The following is a 20,579-nucleotide window of genomic DNA, read 5'->3' as shown; positions in this document are numbered from 1 at the left end:
GATTTCAGTTCCGGGTGATCAAGAAAAAGTCTTCTTGCCAAATTCCCTTTCATGATCTTGATCATATCTGAAATCAAAAACTGTGGTCTACAATCTAGTAAAAGATGGATATGATCCGGCATGACCTCCATTGCCAATATCCGAAATGCATACTGCTCTGCAGTAAGTTTTGAAATATTGTTTAAATCAAATGTTTTTCCATATACATATAATACCATATGTAAGCATATAAATCAAGATTTTTTCGAATGTATGTTCTGATTCGTGCTGTATAAAATAGTTCGAAATCAATTCGTGAAAGATCGTGAATGAACAGCAATTCGAAGACAGATAAAGTAAAATGAATAAAATCCTCAAGTGCCGAAAGGCACATAATTATTTTATGCTGACTAAATCACAACTAAAGTAACGAGAATGCGTCAGCATTGTTTTCAAACGCAATACTCTAATGACACACTATTTCAATATAACGGAAACAATCGTAACGATTGCCCAAACAAAAAGTAATACACCATTCAACTTTGCTAAAATATTTAATACTTTAGTTTGTGCCTTTTCTCTTGTGAACATGACTTTAAGATTCATGAGAGACAACGGTAATATCAGAAGTGCGTATCTTGAAATATATGTACTATTTCCAAGACAAAGTGCGCAACCAAATACAATCCAAACAAGTGTTAAGACGGTCAATGTTACGGCTTGAAATAATTTCATATTCTGTTGTTTCTTAACTGTGATACTTGCTGTTAAATTTTTTTCTGTCATAATCCATTATCCTTTCTCAGATAACATATACCAAGTGGCCTATTCTTCAGATTTTTCTTCTTTAGACACCATAGCACTGCCTGTTTCAGTAAAATTTTTCACTGCTTTATCAATCGTAAGTCCCGGTATACCACATAAGTTGAAATTTTCTACGGTATTTCCCGGAATACCAGCTATATTGATTTTTTTTGCAGAGTCTATAACTTTATCAAATAACCCTTTTTCGCTCATAACACATCTCCTTTCCGGAACAAATATAGTTAATTCCGTACCTCCCTTGTCCTTGACCAAAGTATAATCTATTTTCTACTAAATGTCTACTATTTCATACATATCAAAACAAAAAAATTCAGTCCGCAGGAAGGCTCGACTGAATTTCTACAAAGACTCCACTATTCGGTTTTTCTCAAAATTGCAACAATAGCTGTACTAGTTTTACTCTCTATGTCTTATTATAAAAACAGCTACGATTTCCACCAGAATTGTTGTGTCATAAACCCACTGTAAAGTATTGGCAAATTGATGATACCCTATTTGTTCATGAGGGTAACTTGCATTGCCTGTGATTTTTGCAATAACATTTATAATTAAAATAAGCCAAATGAATGCCGCAATGCTTGCTTTTCCAAAAATTTTCCATCCACGCTCATCGCGATTTCGTTTCCGTACAATCATAATAATAAATATTACGGTAACAACTACTCCCAGCTGTGCGCCTGTTATAAAAAAAGTTCTACTGGACATCAGATTCTGAAACATCTCAAGCATCTTTCCCTTCCTCCTTAAAATCAAATAAATCCTCTATGGTAACATCAAAAACCTTCGCGATACTATATGCCAGTAACATAGACGGATTATATCGGTTCCGTTCAAGCTGCATAATCGTCTGACGTGACACGCCGACTAAGTCCGCAAGCTCCTGCTGCGTCATGCGTTTGGTTGCCCGATACACATGAATTTTGCTATCAAATTTGTACCTATCTTTGCCTGCCATGTCCGCCATCCTTTCGTTTAATTTCTGCCCTTGATTATAACATATTTTTTACATTTTGTAATGGGAAAATATTAGAGCCCTCGCCCCATACCATAGCGCACCGAAGCAAACCCGGCATCCCTCATATCCTGTTTATATGCCGCAATATCATTTTTTCTTCGGTTTCATCTTCCAAAATACAACATTCATCAAAATGACGATAAGCGCCACCGCGAGGATCGCGGCCCAAAATCCCATGTTCAGGCCGAGAAACTGTGTCGTTCCAAAAAGTTTCATCCAGATCGTTGTCCAATTCATTGTTCATACCTCCTTAGAGTAATTCGCCATAGTGGCGTACGTACGCTTTTTTCAAGCTGGTTGCAAGACACATATACAGCAGGATACACGGAATCAGATAGACAAAGTAGGTCGCCGGAAGTGCCACAAATCCTAATAATCTGCCCAAACCAGTAAACGGAATGATGGTCAGCAGTGCGATTCCTGAGCAGGTCAGCAGCGTCAACGGCGCTGACGCATGGCTCTGGAGGAATGGCAGTTTTTTTGTACGGATCATGTGAATGACCAGTGTCTGGCTCCACATAGATTCCACAAACCAGCCCGCCTGAAACATTGCGATATAAGTGGTCTGCATCTGTGCAAGTTCCGCTCCACTGAAATGATTTGCAAGATCATTGTACAGCACGCCGCCGGAAACAAACAAAGGGCAGAATACAAAATACATAAAAATGTAGGTGGTGAAATCGAAGATCGAACTGGTCGGTCCAATCCAGATCATAAAACTGCCGACAGAGGACGCATCCCACTTTCGTGGAACCGCAATAAAATCCTCATCCACATTATCCCAGGGAATAGCCGTACAGCTTAAGTCGTAAATCAAATTCAACAAAATCAGGTGAATGCTCTCCATAGGCAGAAACGGCAGCAGCGCAGAAGATACCAGTACGGAGAACATATTTCCAAAGTTGGAAGAAGCGGTCATCTTGATGTACTTTATCATATTGGCATAGGTTTTCCGTCCCTCAATAATCCCCTCTTCCAACACCATTAGATCTTTTTCCAGCAGAATAATATCCGCCGATTCCTTGGCAACATCCACAGCCGTATCTACGGAAATTCCGATATCGGCTGCCTTCATAGCCGCAGCATCATTGATGCCATCCCCCATATATCCAACCGTATGCCCGGCACCGCGCAGGATCGTCACCACACGGGATTTCTGCTCCGGCGTCAATTTGGCAAACACGTCTGTGACTTCTGCCGTTCTTGCCAGTTCCTCATCTGTCATGCGGTCGAGGTCGGTTCCCAGCAGCATATTCCGCACTTTCAGCCCCACTTGTTTGCAGATGGTACGAGTGACTTTATCGTTATCTCCTGTCAGAATTTTTGTTGTGACACCATGTGCTTTCAAGGCTTTGATTGCATCCGCGGTAGACTCCTTCGGCGGATCAAGAAATGCCAGATAACCGATTAGCACCATGTCACATTCATCTTTGGCTCCAAATGCTCCCACCGGGGACGGGTTGCTCTTTTGCGCAATGGCAATCACGCGCATGCCGTCCTCATTTAAATCATCCACTGTTTTCAAAATATTACAGCGCAGCTCTTCGGTCAGCGGCTGTACGGCTCCATCCATCTCGGCATAGGTACAGATGGAGAGCATCTCTTCCACCGCGCCCTTGGTCACGATCTGCGTTTTTCCATTTTTATCCTGAACCACGGTGGACAGACGACGACGGGTAAAATCAAAGGGGATCTCATCCACCTTAATATAATGTTCGGACAGATCGATCAGCTGTGGATCTTCTGCCTCTTCCTCTTCTGTTTTGCGAATAATAGCCAGATCCATCAGATTTTTATATCCGGTTTGAAAATAGCTGTTCAGGTAGGCATGTCGGAGCACCCGCACATCCTCCTTTCCGTTCACATCCAGGTGATATTCCAGCACTACCTGGTCCTGAGTAAGGGTTCCCGTTTTGTCCGTGCAGAGAATGTCAATCGCACCAAAGTTCTGAATGGAATTGAGATTTTTTACAATGGTCTTTTTTCTGCTCATAGCAACTGCACCCTTGGCAAGACAGGTCGTAACAATCATCGGCAGCATTTCAGGGGTCAGTCCTACCGCAATAGAGATTGCAAATAAAAACGCCTGCAGCCAATCCCCTTTGGTAAAACCGTTGATAAAGAGCACCACCGGCACCATGACCAGCATAAATCGAATCAGCACCCAGGATACCGCATTGACTCCTTTGGTGAAACTGGTTTCCACCGCCTCGCCTGCCACGGCAGAAGCCATGGCTCCAAACAATGTGTGATCCCCCGTACATACAATAACCGCCGTCGCGCTGCCTGAGATCACATTGCTGCCCATAAACGCAATGTTTTGATAATCTGTGATGGAATCATATGGCTCGCTTATATTTGCCAGTTTTTCAACAGGTTCGCTCTCTCCTGTCAGAGATGACTGGCTGATAAACAAATCCTTCGCTTCCAGGATTCGAACATCCGCAGGAATCATATCACCTGCGGACAGATGAACGATATCCCCCACGACTGCAGCATCCAGCGGGATTTCCTGCTTTGCCTGCTCCTTTCTGTCCACGGTGCAGGTGGTCGTGATCATGGCAAGCAGCTTTTCTGCCGCATTTCCACTGCGGGACTCCTGTACAAAACGCAGCGTCCCTGAAATGATGACCATCGTAAGAATGATCACAACCGTCAGACAGTCAAAATCCTCCGGTGCATTTCCAAACAAGCGCATCATTGGAAACAACATATCTGTGACACCAGACACCAGTGCCAGGCAGAACAAAATACCGGTAAAAGGATTTACAAACGCTTCTGTCAAACGCTTGAAGAGAGATTTCTTTTTTTCACGCGTGATTTTGTTTTCGCCGTATTGTGCACGGTTGGTCGCAACCGCCGTTTCATCCAGCCCTGTCAGCTCGGAATGCAGGCTTTTCAAAGTTTCCTTGATGGGCTGCGTCGCTGCATAGTGGATGCGACGCTCCTGCTCATCACGCAGAACCGCTTTTTCTGTTATTTTGTGTATCAGCATTCTGTTATTCATTTTTCTATTCATTGGTGTTACCCTCCTTCTCTTTTTTCAAACTTCTTTTTCAGTATAAAAAAAACACAAGGAAAATCACATGGTCGAAACCTTGCGTTTTCCTTGCATTTTTGCAAGAAATTCCTATGTATTTTACAGAGTATCATTAAACTTATAGCCGATTCCCCAAATGGTCAAAATGTATTCCGGTGCATCCGGATTTGGTTCGATCTTTTTTCGCAGTTTCCGAATAAACGCCATGATATTGCTGTCTGACAGTAAGAAGTCTTCTTCCCAGACGGCACGGTAAATCTGCTCTTTTGTGAATACCTCGCCACGATTCTGGATCAGGAAATATAAAATATCAAATTCTTTCGGAGTCAGATTCACCTCACAGCCGCGGAGTATTACTTTCCGGCTCTTTGGATGTATGGAAAGGTCCCCGATGCAGATTCCATCCTCTCCGGCAGCAGGAAAGGTATCTACATCTCCCTGCGCACCCAGCATCAGCGTTTGAGTTTCTCCGGTCAGCATTTCCTGCACACCGGCCAATAGTTCTCCGGCGCAGGGTGTCTTGGGAGGTTCCTGTTTTAATTTTTTACAGAGCCATTGAGACAGGATGGAATCCATTGGGATAAAGCTTATATTCTTTTTCAATGTAATTCCTCCTCTCAAAGTAATTCATGATACCGGTTTTGATACACACGCTTGGCTGCCGTCGTCAGCAGCATATAAAGCAGCACCATCAACAGCAAAAAGCCAAAGTACAAAAGCGGCAGCCTGGTCAGGCCAAGCACGGCGGCCAGCGGCGTCATAGTCAGAAGCGTAAACGCGACGATTCCAGCCAGCGTAATGAGCAGAACGGGATTGGATGCCCTGCTTTGCAGGAAAGTAACTTTCCTTGTGCGCAGCAGGTGCAGAATCATCACCTGCGTCCACATAGATTCCAAAAACCAGCCGGTCTGGAAAATGGCAATATACTGTGCCCGCATCGCTGAATCAGCCATCTGTGTATAGGTCAGCCCGCCGCACAAGGCAGGACACAAAATAAAATATAAAAACAAAAAGGTCAAAATATCAAATACAGAACTGATAGGCCCAAAGGCGCACATGAACCGCCCCAGCGTTTTTCCTGACCAGGCTCGCGGTGTGACCATATCTTCCGCATCTACGTTGTCCCACGGCAAAATTATGCACAGCGCATCGTAAAGCAGATTCAAAAGTAAAAGCTGGATCGCTGTCATGGGCAGGAATGGCAAAACCGCACTGGCGCAGACAATGGACAGCATATTTCCGAAATTGGAACTTGCCGTGATTTTAATATATTTAATCATGTTGGAAAACGTTTTTCGTCCTTCCAAAATCCCCTGTTCCAGAACCGTCAGATCCTTTTGCAGCAAAACCACATCGGCGATGTCCTTCGCTGCATCCACGGCCGTGTCCACAGAAATACCGACGTCTGCCTCACTGAGCGCAGGAATATCATTCATACCATCCCCCAGAAATCCTACGGTATGGCCGTTTTCCCTCAGTGCATTGAGTATCCGGACTTTTTGCCCCGGTGCCAGTTCCGCGAACACATCCGTCTGCTCCACGATAGAGCGGAGATGCTCATCCGAAAGCTGATTGATTTCTGAACCTGTCATAAGCCAATCTACGGAAATTTCCACTCTGCGGCAGATTGACACCGCGATTTCCGCCCGGTCTCCGGTCAGAATTTTAGGCCGCACCTGTAATTTTTTCAGTGCCTGAACGGAACCGGCTGCCGATTTTTTCGGTGCATCAAAAAAGGCCAGATACCCCATAAGTGTCAAATCTTTTTCATCTGCTGAGACGATCCGGTCCTGCGCTCCAAGGCTTTTGTGGGCGATGGCGATGACCTTCATGCCATCTTCCAGCATCTCATCTACAATAGCCGTCACATTGTCAAATCCACTGTCCTCGATTGGCAGGACCTTTCCCTGATATTCTACAAAGCTGCAATGGGAAAAGATCTGCCCGATATCCCCTTTGACGATCAGTTCGTGCATTCCGTTTTCATCTGTCACCAGCGTGCTGACAAATTTGCGGCTGTAATCAAAGGGAATCTCATCTGCTTTTTGAAAACGCTTTACCAGCGCGGCATAGACGTTCTCCTGCTTCGGCATGGTACGGCAGGCAAGGATCGCATTATCAATAGGATTGCGCACACCGGAGTGATAATAACTGTTCAAATAAGCAAACTCCAAAGTTTTTGCACTTTCATTTCCAAGGATGTCCATATAGTATTCCAGAAGAATACGTTCATTGGTCAATGTACCGGTTTTGTCCATACAAAGCACGTCCATACTGCCAAAGCCCTGCATGGCGTTGATATTTTTCACGATCGTCTGCTTCTTGGACAGCGAGAGGCTGCCCTTTGCAAGGCAGGCAGTAATAACCATGGGAAGCATTTCCGGAGTCAGCCCCACTGCTACGGAAAGAGCAAATACAAAAGATTCCACCCAATCTCCCTTGGTAATTCCAGAAACCAGAAATACGATGGGCACCAGAATCATCATAAAGCGGAGCATCACCCATGCAATGGAATTCGCACCCTTTTGAAATGCTGTGGAGCCTTCGGAATCGGGACGGATAAAATTGCCGTATAAGGTATCCTTCCCAACCGCCAGTACAATTCCCTCGCCTTTTCCGCTGATGACGGTAGTCGCCATAAACGCAAGGTTCTTTAGTTGTATGATCGGGAGCTGCTCAGAATATCGACTGGTGCGGCTGTCTTTTTCCAGAATCGCACTCTCCCCTGTGACTGCAGCCTGCGAAATGAACAAATCCTGTGTTTTCACCAATCTTAAGTCAGCCGGAATCCGATCACCCGGAGAAAGAAAAACCAGATCACCTACCACCAAGTTTTCTGCCGGAATATCGATCAGCACTCCCTCCCGCTTGACGGTGACACTGGCATGGATCAGCCTTCCCAAACGATCAGAAGCGTTTTTCGCGCGAAGTTCCTGCACCAGTCGAATCGTCCCGCTGATCAGGATCATAACGCAGATAATCACAACTGTCGTAATATTCCGGCTGAAATCAGAAACCAGCAGAACATCCGTAATCAAAGAAACTGCAGCCAGAACAAACAGAATCACGGTAAAAGGATTAATAAAAGCGCGCCGAAGACGATACCACAGAGTATCGTTTTTCCTGCCGGTCAGCTGATTTGCTCCATATTGCTCCCGCATGGTTTCCACCTGTTTGAGTGTCAGACCGTCCGGTGACGTAGGAATATCCTGATAAATTTCCAATGTGTCACGGTAGGCATACTTTTTCATGCGGCTGCTTAACAGCGTCGATTTCGGCAAACTAATTCCCCCTCTCTTTTTTTACATGTTGTTATTTTAACACATGGACGCCTGAAAGGCTTTTATTTAATTCTTGTTTTTTTCTTGCGATTGCGGTTTTCGCTATCAGTGAATTTCATGACTCACCCCCATACGTACACTACAATTCATTGATCGTATCCGTTACAGCCATGCTGCGAATCCGCTTTGCCGGCACATAAACAGCAGCCAGCGCCGCAGCAAGAACAAACAGAACAATGATGCAGATCAGCAGCGTCGGCAGCGTCCATGCTTTTCCGAAATGTCTTGTGATTAACTGGACATACAGGCTTCGGCTGAGTGGAATCCCGATTCCACAGCCCACCACCAATCCGGAAAATGCATAGGTGAAGGTCTCAGCGGTGATCATTCTGGTCAGTTGGCTGTCATCCATGCCAACTGCTCTCATGGCACCATACTGTTTTGTCCTTGCAGATACACTCATAGAAATACTGTTAATGATATTGAACACCGTAATCATCCCGATGATAATCAAAAATCCATATCCAACCACTCTCGTTGCCCAATATGTGGAGATATTTTCTTCATTGCTTTTACGCGTGTCTGAAAAGATTACATCCCCCGTTACAAAGCTGCTGATTTTTTCCACGGTTTCCTCTGTCGCTGTTTTATCAAGCTGCACACCTATCGTACCATATTTTTCTTCGCCCATCAGCCGGTCAAACATTTCCTGCGGACAGATTATAATCAGATCATCTGCAAACAAACCTTCTGATAGCGCGCAGGCCACTTCAAGCTCGGTTCCTCCAACATCGATTGTATCACCCACTCGAAATGGGTTGTTTTTATTGTAAATAGTCATCACCTTGCTGCCGTCTCCGCTAATCTCTGAAAAATCTCCCTGGACAACACTTTTCTGCGCACATTCCATCATGTACGTGTCGTAGGAGACCAGATTAATGTGATCGATGGAGGCGCGCGAGGAGGTTGCCGGAATGTTGTCCGCATAGCAGCTGCCAAATGTATGCTTTACGCCGGGAATTTTGTCAATTTCATCGACCAGTGCTCGATCCATCACAAGAGCGTTCGCATAGCCAGTCAGTATTATATCTGGCTGCCATGACCGCAACGATGGAATCAGCTCACGTGCCAAATCCATCCCCACCGAAAATGTAAGCAACAGAATAATACTAAGCGCAAAGGAGGCTGTCATCAGTACCCAGTTCTTTCTGGATGCTGCCGCATGATGAATCCCTAAGTTCCATTCTATTTTACCAAAAGAAGATTTTACTGCGCGTCGTACAGACCGCTCTGTTTCTGTGTTCCCGGATATTGCTGCCACCGGTGATACCCTTGCCGCATGTTTCGCCGGAGATTGTGCTGCCAACAACACAGTCGTAATCCCTACAACAATACCGCTTATCACTCCTACCGGGCTGAACGCGAATACTGGCGTTGTGGCAAATTCACCACCGATTCCATAATGCAGGAGCGCACAGACAGCCCAACTGATTGCCGTGCCCAGAGCCACGCCAACAGGCACCGCCGTTTTACACCAGTTCAACGCTTCCAGACGGACAAACCGGATAATTTGTCCGCGGCTTGCGCCTATACAGCGCAGCATTCCAAAAAAGCGAGTGCGCTGCGTTACATTGCTGTTCATACTGCCGGAAATCATCAATACTCCGGCCAGCAGAACTAAAACAAACAGCACCGCTGCTATGCCATAGATATTTTTCATGACTTTGCTGCTGCTCTTTCCGGAAATCCCCATAACTGCGGTATTTTCAGAAATACGGTCCTTTGATAAATGATACTGTGCAGTCAGCTCCGAAATCGCCTTGGCGGCCTTTGCTGCATCCTGGAACTGCACATAGCAGCTCGGACTTTCTGCAATTTCGTTTTCCCCCATGATAGCTGAAAAGGAAGTCCGCGTCATGCATATGCCGACCAGATAAGTCTGCCCCTGATAATATTTGTCGTCGTCCGCACCAAATCCGGATACCGTAAACACGGTATCTCCCGCAGGGGTATGCAGGGTAATGCGGTCACCAAGCTGCGCGCCAATGGCCTCTTTCGCATTGGTGCTGAGCATGACCTCCTCATCACTTTGTGGAAATTTTCCTTCCTTAAGACCATTCATAAGCTGTGTCATATATGCTTCGTCTGTGCCGATCAGAGCAGCCTTTTTCCCATCAATAGAATAAGGTTCGTCGGCATCCTGATTGAATACTTCCGACCAGCCGATGGCTTTCACGTCCGGGCGCCGGCTGATTTCTTTTCCGATATCCTGTGATATCTGATCCAGCTGAACATGCCAGTTTCCATTATTTTCCAACATAGAAGTGCTTTCTTTACGAATCATCATGTCTGCGACACTAAAAATCGTTGTCACTAACAGAACCGAAATGATAATACACAGCCTTGTCATGCGATTCTGTCTTTTCCGGACCTTTGCAGAGATTGGAATAAGACTTAAATAGCTTTTCATTCACGGCACCTCCCAAAATCGGTCAGTGTGCCATCCGACACCTGCAGCACCCGGTCCGCAGTCTGGGCTATGCTTCGGTTATGGGTAATCATAAGAATGGTTTGCTCATATTTTTTCGACGCCTGTTTCAGAAGTGCTATCACCTCGCTGCTGTTCTGCGAATCCAGGTTTCCGGTCGGTTCATCCGCCAGAATCAGGGCAGGCCGCGTAATCAATGCACGTCCAATGGCGACTCTTTGCTGCTGACCTCCGGATAACTGGCTTGGAAAATGATTGCGCCGCTCTTTTAAGTTCAGTACCGTCAGCAATTCTTCCAGATACTTTTTGTTCGGCTTCTGATAATCCAGCAGGACCGGGAAAATAATATTCTGCTCAACGGTCAGTTCCGAAATCAGGTTGAATGCCTGAAAGATAAATCCCACGTTTCTTCTGCGAAAAACAGTAAGCGCATTGTCTTTCATAGAAAAGGTGTCATTGCCATCAATAAACACCTTGCCGGAGGTTGGCGTATCCAGTGCTCCCACCATGTTTAAAAGTGTGCTTTTTCCAGATCCGGATTCACCGACGACCGCGACAAATTCACCTTTGGGAACACCAAAGCTGACGTTTTTTAATGCCTGCACAGCAGCTTCACCACTACCATAAGTTTTACAAATAGATTTTACTTCTAATAAGTTCATCGTATAACCTCTCTTTCTATTTTGAACTGTATGGAAAGAGTAACACACGAACCCTACTGTAATATGAATCTCAGCCTACAGTTTTGTAGGAATTAGAAAATTTATAGTAAAAGTCGTGCCGACACCTAATTCACTGTCAACCTCAATCGTACCATTGTGTTCTTCAATAATCGCCTTGGCAAGCGGCAGTCCCAGTCCGATTCCCTGTGTATCTTTCGAAAACCGGCTGCGATAAAAACGCTTAAAAATATGGTTTATGTCCTCCGGATGAATGCCCCTTCCATTGTCTTTTATGACAATCTGAACAATCGCTGCAGACTGTTTCCATGTGATCTGTATTTTGTTTCCTTTTTCTGTATGATCGAGTGCATTTTTTACAATATTGTCGACTGCTTCCATCAGCCAGTCCCTGTCACATAATAAAGTAATCGTATCTTCACCGTTCAGGCAAATCTCCTTTCCTTCCTGTTCTGCGCGGAACAGGAAATGTTCACGTACACTGGCTATCATCTCATCCACGCTCTCTGCCTGTTTATCAATCACGATGGTACCTGCATCCAGCTTTGTGATTTTCAAGAGATTTTGGACCAGTGTTTCCATTCTGTCCAGCTCCTGCTCTGAAAGATCGGTAAACTCCTGGATTATGGGAAGATTTTGTGCTTCGTCCTGCAAAATTCCATTGAATTTACTTCGTGAAAAAGCCGGTACAGCCCGCCCTCATCGTTACACTCAATATGGGCACCGTGATCCCCCGCAATATACTCTGTAATTTGTGCGGTGGCGTTCTCAATCAATCTCTGCTGTTCCCTGAAATACTGATAGCAGAATATGGATATCGCTGCCGCCATGCACAGCGCACATAGGAAAATATAAAGTGCCAAATTTTCAAGACCAGACTTCATAAAAGAAAGTGCCGCAGCAGAAAACAGCACGACACACAACAATATTGCATAAAACAGAGTCTTGATTTTTTTATTTACTAATATTTTCATCGCATACCTCAATCCACTAAATTCCATTTATATCCCATGCGGCGAACCGTGACGATCCGTTTCGGGGTGCTGGGATCATCCTCGATTTTCGTGCGTAATCTGCGAATATACACGGTGAGCGTGTTGCTGTCTACATAGCTTTCATCACAATCCCACAGCTGATGCAGAATCTGTTCGGAGGAAAGCACCTGATCCGGGTTCTCCATAAACAGCCGCAGCAATTTATATTCGCTTGCCGTTAATTCCAGTCGTTCCTCATTTTTATAGACCTTACTTTTCAGAAGCAGCATCTTAATATTATTTGAACATAGTTCTGTCTCGTCCTGAACAAAATCATTGCTTCTGCGGAGCAAAGCGTTTATTCTCGACATCAATACAGCCAGCTTAAAGGGCTTTGTAATATAATCATCCCCACCGATGTCAAGCCCCATAATTATATCCATTTCCTCATCTGCAGCAGTCAGGAACACGATCGGCACTTTCGAAGTCTGCCGGATTTTTCTGCATATATGGAAACCGGATCCGTCAGGCAGGGATACATCCAAAATCACCAGATCATATTTTCCATCCGTCCATATGCTCTCTGCCTCACCATGAGTGCGCGCAATATCTAAATCATATCCTTGTTTTTTCAAGGCAAATGACAGACCATTCATTAAACTCAGGTCATCTTCAACTAAAAATATCTTTTTCATTTATATTCACTCTCCATTGTCCTATATTATGATACCAGGATCAAAAGGTCATGCGTTTCGTGCTTGCACGAAAAAGCATGAATTTGGGACCCGCAAAACATGAGAAAGTAGCCCGATTAGGGCGGATTTCGAATGTTTTTAGGATTATGGAAGCACGAAGTGCGGAATAATCCGTAGGTATCAAGGGTCAAAATACCTTTTGACCCTTACGTCATATTATAGTTCTTCCGATTGAACAATACAAGCATCCCCTCACTTTCGGTGCACAGAGCACAAAGTGAGGGGATGCTTATTTCAGTATCTGCCAATGGCATTTTCTTTATATCAGGAGCGGCACAATCTTGCCCTCTCCTACATTTACAAGTCCTTTATTGGTCAATTTCAGCTTCGGGCTGACGGGCAGTGTCAGTGTACACAATGACATGATGGGATTGTAATGGCAGTAACCTTGCCGGATCATTTCTTCCCGTACCCGTTTCAGATCTCTGCTGATTTCCTCAATCGGTTGTTCCGACAGGATTCCGCCCACCTGAAGCGGCAGCTCTGCCGTGACTTTTTCATTTCCGGCTGTCACGATTCCGCCCTGGAGTTCAATCACCCGATTTGCGGCCAACTGCATCTCTCTCGCCGTGGCGCCCACGACCAGAAGGTTATGACTGTCATGTGCATAGGAGGTTGCCACAGCCCCTGTCTTTATGATGTCTCCGCACACCAGACCGTAGCCGATGGAACCTTCTTTCCCGTAGCGTTCCGCAACCATGGCCAGCCTGCACGCACTGTTTTCCCACTGCAGAAATCCGTTCACTACCGGAAGTGTCGTGTGTTGCTCCTTCGTCTTGGTGCTGCCGTCACAAACCTCCATAACGCGGACCATCACCTGATCGTTTCCTCCTTCCACCGGAATCTGGAAACGATCCAGCGGCATTTTCTCCAACTGAATGCTGTGATAATACTCTGCACCGAAGCTGCGCTTTGCCTGTGTCTGACCACACAGTGCATTGTTTTTCTGAACATGTTCTAAATTGTTTTCCCGCCGATATATGCACCGGCCATCCTTATAAGTGGCTGTCACCTTCAGGGACTCCGGATTTTCTACCAGAACAAAATCTGCTTTCTTGCCCGGTGCAAGCACTCCCCGGTCCAGAAGATTCATTCTGCGGGCATTGGTGAAGGTTGCATTATATATCGCCTGTTCCGGAGGCATCCCCAGCTGAATTGCCTTTCTCACCACATGATCCAGCTGTCCCTCTTCAAACAACGTATCTGCCATCACATCGTCCGTCACAAACCCGAAATATTCGTACAGCCCATGTTTTTCGATAAACTCTAATATTTCACGGGAGACCATTTTTTCCTGAAGTTCCACATACATTCCATTTTCAAACCGCTGCCTGATCTCTTCGATGTCATGTTCTGTGTGGTCCCCATTAATTCCAAGATACAGGAATTTTGCCAGATCCAGATTCACCAGGTCCGGACAATGCCCCTCAATAACCAGATTGGAATTTATTTTCTTCAGATAGTCGAGAAACTTTCCAATCTCCAGATTATTTTCTTTGATAATCTGTCGGTAATTCATGATCTCGCCCACGCAGATAATCCGCTCATTCTCCAGCAGACGCTTCATCGCCTGACAATCTATGATTCCGCCGGTTGTCTCAAGTACCTCACTTGTGGACGGCACGCAGCTTGGTATTCCGTAAAATATATCGACGGCGCATGATTCCCCCGCGTCGATCATATCCAGGATGCCGCGGATTCCGTTCACATTTGCCATCTCATGAGGCTCGGAGACAATCGTTGTGACGCCGCAGGACGCCAGCTGGCCGCAGAAAATCTTCGGTGTCATCATAGAGCTCTCGATATGCATATGAACGTCCACCAGTCCAGGGATCATATAACTGCCTGATGCGTCTAACTCTTCTTCTGCCATCAGCTGGCCGCTCTGTTCACGGTCGATATAATAGATTTTCCCATCCAGCACGCTCACGTCTGCGAGATGAAAGCTTTTAAAATAACTGTTGTAGACCTTTACATTCTTAAAAATAATATCTGCCCGATTCTCCATTTTGCGGCTCCCTTTCCTTCTGAACTACCGAATGATACTGTAAAAATAAAATACGCACACAGCCACGATCACGTACAACGCCGGTGAAAGTTCTTTTCTCTTTCCGGAGATCAGCTTGAGAATCAAATATACAGGCAGTGCCGCACAGATCCCATTTGCGATGTTGTTTGCAAAAATTGTAAATACGATACAGATAAATGCAGGAAAGCACTCTGTTTCATCACTGTAATCTATATTTTTCATAGAACTGAGCATGCCGATTCCAATGTAAATCAACGCCGGTGCCGTAGCCGCTCCCGGAATCATGAGTGCAATCGGCGCCAAGAACAATGTGAGTGCAAATACCACACTGGTTGAAATTGTAGTCAGACCGGTGCGTCCGCCGGATTCCACTCCCACGGAGGACTCCAGGTAGGTGGTCAGACATGGAATACAGAACAGACCGCCCAGTGCAGTGGCAATCGCATCTACCTGAAAGCATTTGTCAATTCCCGGAAGATTTCCATCCTCGTCCAGATAGCCAGCCTTCGCACCTACACCGAGAACCGTTCCGAATGTTGAGAAGAAATCCGGTATAAACAGTGCAATCAGAAACGGCACATAGGCGATTTTCAATGCCCCCCAGATATTGATTTGAAGAAAGATATCTCCAATTCCGGAAGGCAGTGCAAAGATCTGCTGCGGCATTTTTGTGATTCCCATAGGGATTCCGATAATTGTGGTTATAAGAATCGATAAAATAATATAACCCGGTACATTTCTGGTCTTCAAAATCAGAATGATCAAAAATCCAATCACAGCGAGTATGACCTGTGGTGATTTCAGATCCCCAAATCCCAACACATTTTTTGCCTCATTTGCTACAATCAGTCCACATCCTTTCGCTCCGATCAGCGCGATGAACAGACCGACTCCGGCACTGACAGCAAACTTCAGGCTCTTTGGGATTACGCGCACAACAGCCTCCCGCAGTCCCAGGAATGAAACAAGTATGAACAGCACTCCACTCAGGAAGATGATGCCTGCCGCTATATCAGCCGGTATCCCCTCATTTGCCACCATACCTGCCACTATGCTCACACTGCCAAGTCCCGGTGCCAGCGCAAACGGGCGATTGGTGTAAAGTGCCATGGCAACTGTCGTAACGATAATCAATAAAATCATGGCAGTCAGAATGCCGCCCTTATTGAACCCTGCTTCTCCCAAAATATTGGGAACAGTTGCCAGCACGTACGCCATTGTCACGAACGTTGCGATTCCGGCAAAAATCTCTGTTTTTACATTTGTGCCGTTCTCAGAAAGCTTAAATTGTTTCTCCACCCAACTCTTCATTTCTCTTCTCCTCTTTTTCACGTATCCTTTGCATTTCTTACTCATTTATTGTATAGTGAAAAGGATTATAAGTCCAATGCATATCTTGTATATTTACCATGCATTGCCGCTATACTATATTGCCTGTCACTGCCCGACAAGCATACCGCCAGATCATCAATCTGAAGGAGGATGCACATGGATCAGAAAGAAGCTGCCTACATGATCAGTATTTATAAAAATAAGAATATCACCAAGGCTGCCCGGGAGCTCTACATATCCCAGCCATCTCTGAGCCGTTATCTGCAGAATGTGGAACAACATCTGGGATTTCCTCTGTTCAACCGCATCGGGAATGAATATCTTCCCACCTATAACGGTCAGCGGTATCTGGATTATGCCTCCCGCATCCTGCAGGTGGGAAATGAATGGGAGAAGGAATGCCTGGAATTAAAGAACGAACAGCGTGGAAAATTAACGATTGCCCTTCCACTGATGCGCAGTTCATGCATGATTCCGGAGACCTTTCCTCTCTTCCACCAGAAATATCCAGAAGTATCTCTCACTCTTTTTGAGGAGGCATATGCCATCTCTGAGCAGCTGCTTTTGACCGATACCGTGGATTTTGCAGTCTATAATCCCCCAGAGTTCTCCAAAGCATTGGAATATATTCCACTGCGGTTTGAGCCGTTCGTTCTGGTCTGCCGCAAGGGACATCCCATCGAAAAGCTGGCGAAGATAGATAAACAGGCACCTTATCCTGTTATCGATCTGGCTGACTGCCGGGAAGAATCTTTTATTCTTCATGTTCCGGAGCAGAACTCCGGCCATGTTGCCATGAAATTATTCGAACAGCAAAACTATGCCCCTCATATTTTATTGCAGACACACAGCACTCAGGTTGCCATCTCCCTTGCATCCTCCGGTATGGGACTGGCCTTCGCCCCCGAGACTTATGTGCATAAAATGCAGCAGACGCTTTCTCTCTCCTGCTTCTGTGTAGGCAGCCCTCCTGCGCAGGTACAGCTCATGGCTGCTTACCGCAGGGGCAAATATCTGCCCGCTTACGCACAGTATTACATAGAATTGCTGAAGGCGCTATAGGCCTTCCTTACACAATACAGATATCATTTCAGAAAAAGCATTCAGAAAGGAATTTCAAATGAACATCAATCATACAACACCTGACATAAAAGCAATCATTTTTGACATGGATGGGCTGATCTTTGACTCCGAGCGCGTGGTGAAACGCTCCTGGGATATAGCCGGAGAAATGCTTGCACTTGGACCGATCGGCAGCAATCACATCCACAATACACTGGGATTCAATGTCGTGCGGAGAGAACAATATTTTAAAGGCGTGTTCGGAGAAGATTTTCCCATGGAAAGATTCAATCAGATTACCAGAAAAGTGTTTCGGGAAATCGCTGATACCGAGGGTGTCGCCATGAAACCCGGTGTCATAGAATTATTGAAGTTTGCGAAAGAAAATGGCATTCGGACCGCTGTTGCCACATCCTCCAGAAGAGAACATTCCTCACAAATGCTTCAGGATGCCGGAATCTGGTCATTTTTTGACGGAGCCGTGTTCGGCGATATGGTCGCAAATGCAAAACCAGACCCGGAAATATACATAAAGGCTGCCAATGCGATCCATGCTGCGCCTGTCAACTGTATCGCACTGGAGGACTCCCCTGCTGGAATCCAGTCTTCTCATGCTGCCGGGATGTACCCGATCATGATTCCGGACCTCGTTCAGCCAACCGATGAAATCAAAAAGCTTTGTTGGAAAAAATTTAAAAGTCTTAACGATGTAGTTGCAATGCTTAAGGCATAAAATCCATCTGCCGCTCTCTGCTGCTACCATTCAGTCGTTATATGTAATAGTTCACCCAGATCAACCTCCTTTCGGATCTCATTTTTTACAGCCTTACTGTTCACATTCAAAATCGTCAGATTTTCGTAATCCAGAAGCACGTAGCATACAAAAAGTACAATGCACAGCGTGATGCGGATTCCCACCGTAGATTTCTGTGGTTGCCGTTCTCCCAGTCTGTCTGTAATATCTTCATGATGATTTCGATAACAATGTGTTCCGCTGTATTCAGCAAGCAGCTCCTTGCGTCTCTGATAATCGTTCATTCAGAACCTCCCTGCACAGGCCATATTTTTTTCAGGAAAAGGCAGCTCTGATTTTCCATCTGGAAAGAGAGAGGACTCTGATTTTTCCTATAAGAAAAAAAGGCATATGATATCATTTTTAATATCATATGCCTTTTCACCATGTTTCAAGACTGATCTTGTTAATCTTACCGATCCGCAAGCTCATTGACGATGTCGTCCCAGGTCACGCCGCGCTCCACCATCAGGACCATCGCATGATACAGGAAATCTGACATCTCATACTTCACTTCCTCCGGGTTCGGGTTCTTCGCTGCAATGACTAATTCCGTGGCTTCTTCTCCCACCTTTTTCAGGATCTTATCCAGTCCTTTGTCGAACAGATAATTGGTGTAGGACCCCTCCTTCGGATGCTCTTTTCTGTCTATGATCGTATCATACACAGATTCCAGAATCTTCAGCGGATTCTTTTCCGTAATCGTATCCCCGACCACTGGCTGAAAGAAGCACGTCGGATTCCCCGTGTGACACGCTGCACCAATCTGATCTACCTTGGCAAGCAGTGTGTCCTTATCGCAGTCTATGATCAGAGATTTCACGTACTGGAAGTGACCGGACGTCTCGCCCTTCACCCACTGTTGTTTACGGCTTCGGCTGTAATAAGTCATCTTACCGGACTTGATCGTGTGATAAAATGCTTCTTCATCCATATATGCGACCATAAGTACTTCATTGGTCTTGTAATGCTGCACAACAACCGGCAGCAGGCCATTCTCATTTAATTTAAATTCCGAAAACTCCATCATGCATTCAAAAGAGGTCATCTGAATCCCCTCCTCGGTACAAATCTCTTTAAAACCGTCAAAATCCATGTCCGAGCTGCTCACAAACCTTCCTGAAACGCCCTTGATCCCGTCGCATTTCAGAATTTTCAGAATTTCTGTCTGCTCCATGGTGTCTGTGACAACCACACATGGAACATCCGTAATATTCATCACGGAGTTGAGATCGAGACGGTGCATAAAGACGATCTCCGTGCTGTTCTCATCGATGATGTGCTGCTGCTTGAACAATGCATCGAAATCATTCAGCGATACTGCGATACGCTCTTTTCCGAAACGCTTTGACGCATCCTCCACCAGCTTTACACTATCCTCTTTTGAAAAATTCAGCATGGCGCGTTTTGCACCACTGTAAAGGATTTTTTTCACATCCTCCAGCCTTCTGATATTTCCTCCGGCAATCATCGGAATGCTGATGACACGATTGATTTTTTTCATCAGGCCGATGGACTCCTCATGTTCTTCGTCCTCATCCGAGAGATCAAAGATGATCAGTTCATCCGCACCCTTGTCATTGTAATGCTTCGCCAGACCAACTACATCCTCAGCGATCACTTCATTATCATCAAACCACCTGACCGCTTTACCGTCCGAAATAAAAATACAAGGTGTTAATCTTTTATAACTCATTATTTTCATTCTCCTAACTGTCTGACTGCCCCGGTTCTACAGACTTCCTTTCGTTGACCACACATCTTTCATACGTGGTTCTCCCATCGTAGCCATATCAAGTGCCTTGCCAAAGGCTTTGAATACCGCCTCCGCGATATGGTGGTTGTTCATCCCGTCCAGCAGTTTTATATGCAGATTCATTGCTGCACTGTAAGACACTGCATAGAAAAATTCCCGCACCATCTCCGTGTCCATTCCACCGATGTGATCGGTTGTGAATGTGACATCATAATTCAAATACGGTCGCCCTGACAGGTCAATTGCACAGAGGGCAAGTGTCTCGTCCATCGGGAGAATAAAATTGCCGTATCGTTTGATTCCGGCCTTGTCCCCCAGAGCCTTCGCAATCGTCTCCCCGAGAACAATCCCCACGTCCTCGATCGTGTGGTGACAATCCACCTCCACATCACCGACTGCTTTTACATCCAGATCAAACAGACCGTGCCTTGCAAATCCATTCAGCATATGATCAAAAAATGCAATTCCGGTGTCTATATTATTTTTTCCCTGACCATCCAGATTGATGGTCATTGTGATATCTGTCTCTTTTGTCGTTCTGGTACAAGTGGCAATTCTGTGTTCCATATC

18 protein-coding genes and 2 pseudogenes are annotated in these 20,579 nt (G+C 45.5%); 2 read left to right on the top strand and 18 right to left on the bottom strand.

The genetic code is table 11. From position 1 onward, the window contains the following. From BUB85_RS14170 to BUB85_RS14105, 15 genes and pseudogenes are all read right to left on the bottom strand, one after another. Positions 1 to 161, bottom strand: a pseudogene (locus BUB85_RS14170) (transposase); the annotation flags it as partial. 295 nt (positions 162 to 456) lie between these two features. Beyond that, complete coding sequence (locus tag BUB85_RS14165) at positions 457 to 765, bottom strand: hypothetical protein (protein ID WP_073111650.1); 309 nt, start codon at positions 763 to 765, stop codon at positions 457 to 459. Between the two features lie 39 nt (positions 766 to 804). Beyond that, on the bottom strand, positions 805 to 996 hold the full coding sequence (locus tag BUB85_RS14160; protein ID WP_073111648.1) for a hypothetical protein: 192 nt from the start codon (positions 994 to 996) through the stop codon (positions 805 to 807). A gap of 204 nt (positions 997 to 1,200) precedes the next feature. Beyond that, a complete protein-coding gene (locus BUB85_RS14155) occupies positions 1,201 to 1,533 on the bottom strand; it encodes a hypothetical protein (RefSeq protein WP_073111646.1) in 333 nt (110 codons plus the stop codon). Next, positions 1,526 to 1,759: a helix-turn-helix transcriptional regulator gene (locus BUB85_RS14150; RefSeq protein WP_073111643.1), complete on the bottom strand. Its 234-nt coding sequence runs from the start codon at positions 1,757 to 1,759 to the stop codon at positions 1,526 to 1,528. The genes BUB85_RS14155 and BUB85_RS14150 overlap by 8 nt, the downstream gene beginning before the upstream one ends. A gap of 147 nt (positions 1,760 to 1,906) precedes the next feature. After that, a complete protein-coding gene (locus tag BUB85_RS21770; protein WP_200803578.1) occupies positions 1,907 to 2,056 on the bottom strand; it encodes a hypothetical protein in 150 nt (49 codons plus the stop codon). 13 nt (positions 2,057 to 2,069) lie between these two features. After that, the gene (gene mgtA, locus BUB85_RS14145; RefSeq protein ID WP_073111641.1) at positions 2,070 to 4,838 is read right to left on the bottom strand and encodes a magnesium-translocating P-type ATPase; all 2,769 of its coding nucleotides are present in this window, start codon (positions 4,836 to 4,838) and stop codon (positions 2,070 to 2,072) included. A 120-nt stretch (positions 4,839 to 4,958) separates the two neighbouring features. Then, the gene (locus BUB85_RS14140; RefSeq protein ID WP_073111639.1) at positions 4,959 to 5,462 is read right to left on the bottom strand and encodes a winged helix-turn-helix domain-containing protein; all 504 of its coding nucleotides are present in this window, start codon (positions 5,460 to 5,462) and stop codon (positions 4,959 to 4,961) included. Positions 5,463 to 5,476: 14 nt separating this feature from the next. Further along, positions 5,477 to 8,140 (bottom strand): magnesium-translocating P-type ATPase, encoded by a 2,664-nt coding sequence (gene mgtA, locus BUB85_RS14135; RefSeq protein ID WP_073111637.1) that lies wholly within the window; start codon positions 8,138 to 8,140, stop codon positions 5,477 to 5,479. Between the two features lie 139 nt (positions 8,141 to 8,279). Next, the gene (locus BUB85_RS14130) at positions 8,280 to 10,610 is read right to left on the bottom strand and encodes an ABC transporter permease (RefSeq protein WP_073111634.1); all 2,331 of its coding nucleotides are present in this window, start codon (positions 10,608 to 10,610) and stop codon (positions 8,280 to 8,282) included. Next, complete coding sequence (locus BUB85_RS14125) at positions 10,607 to 11,290, bottom strand: ABC transporter ATP-binding protein (protein ID WP_073111632.1); 684 nt, start codon at positions 11,288 to 11,290, stop codon at positions 10,607 to 10,609. Before BUB85_RS14125 ends, BUB85_RS14130 begins: the two co-directional genes overlap by 4 nt. Positions 11,291 to 11,365: 75 nt before the next feature. Continuing rightward, positions 11,366 to 12,282: pseudogene (locus tag BUB85_RS22475) on the bottom strand (sensor histidine kinase). Between the two features lie 8 nt (positions 12,283 to 12,290). Then, positions 12,291 to 12,977: a response regulator transcription factor gene (locus tag BUB85_RS14115; RefSeq protein ID WP_073111627.1), complete on the bottom strand. Its 687-nt coding sequence runs from the start codon at positions 12,975 to 12,977 to the stop codon at positions 12,291 to 12,293. Positions 12,978 to 13,296: 319 nt separating this feature from the next. Beyond that, positions 13,297 to 15,045: an adenine deaminase C-terminal domain-containing protein gene (locus BUB85_RS14110; protein ID WP_073111624.1), complete on the bottom strand. Its 1,749-nt coding sequence runs from the start codon at positions 15,043 to 15,045 to the stop codon at positions 13,297 to 13,299. Positions 15,046 to 15,069: 24 nt separating this feature from the next. After that, positions 15,070 to 16,422, bottom strand: a complete 1,353-nt coding sequence (locus BUB85_RS14105) for an NCS2 family permease (RefSeq protein WP_073111622.1) — start codon at positions 16,420 to 16,422, stop codon at positions 15,070 to 15,072. Positions 16,423 to 16,554: 132 nt separating this feature from the next. Between BUB85_RS14105 and BUB85_RS14100 the strand changes: the two genes are divergently transcribed. Both BUB85_RS14100 and BUB85_RS14095 read left to right on the top strand, forming a co-directional pair. Continuing rightward, on the top strand, positions 16,555 to 17,460 hold the full coding sequence (locus tag BUB85_RS14100; RefSeq protein WP_073111620.1) for a LysR family transcriptional regulator: 906 nt from the start codon (positions 16,555 to 16,557) through the stop codon (positions 17,458 to 17,460). A gap of 58 nt (positions 17,461 to 17,518) precedes the next feature. Beyond that, positions 17,519 to 18,193, top strand: coding sequence for an HAD family hydrolase (locus BUB85_RS14095; protein WP_073111618.1), 675 nt, complete (start codon positions 17,519 to 17,521; stop codon positions 18,191 to 18,193). A 23-nt stretch (positions 18,194 to 18,216) separates the two neighbouring features. On the opposite strand, the gene BUB85_RS14090 is transcribed toward BUB85_RS14095, so the two are convergent. The 3 genes from BUB85_RS14090 to hisB form a co-directional block, all read right to left on the bottom strand. Beyond that, positions 18,217 to 18,498 (bottom strand): hypothetical protein, encoded by a 282-nt coding sequence (locus BUB85_RS14090; protein ID WP_073111616.1) that lies wholly within the window; start codon positions 18,496 to 18,498, stop codon positions 18,217 to 18,219. 167 nt (positions 18,499 to 18,665) lie between these two features. Beyond that, on the bottom strand, positions 18,666 to 19,949 hold the full coding sequence (gene hisIE, locus BUB85_RS14085; RefSeq protein WP_073111614.1) for a bifunctional phosphoribosyl-AMP cyclohydrolase/phosphoribosyl-ATP diphosphatase HisIE: 1,284 nt from the start codon (positions 19,947 to 19,949) through the stop codon (positions 18,666 to 18,668). Between the two features lie 36 nt (positions 19,950 to 19,985). Then, positions 19,986 to 20,576: an imidazoleglycerol-phosphate dehydratase HisB gene (gene hisB / locus BUB85_RS14080; RefSeq protein WP_073111612.1), complete on the bottom strand. Its 591-nt coding sequence runs from the start codon at positions 20,574 to 20,576 to the stop codon at positions 19,986 to 19,988. Positions 20,577 to 20,579: the final 3 nt, after the last annotated feature.

The sequence above is a fragment of the Hespellia stercorisuis DSM 15480 genome (assembly GCF_900142165.1).
Lineage (GTDB): Bacteria > Bacillota > Clostridia > Lachnospirales > Lachnospiraceae > Hespellia > Hespellia stercorisuis.
The sequence above is the reverse complement of the archived record's forward strand: the minus strand, read 5'-3'. Positions and strand labels throughout refer to the sequence as shown.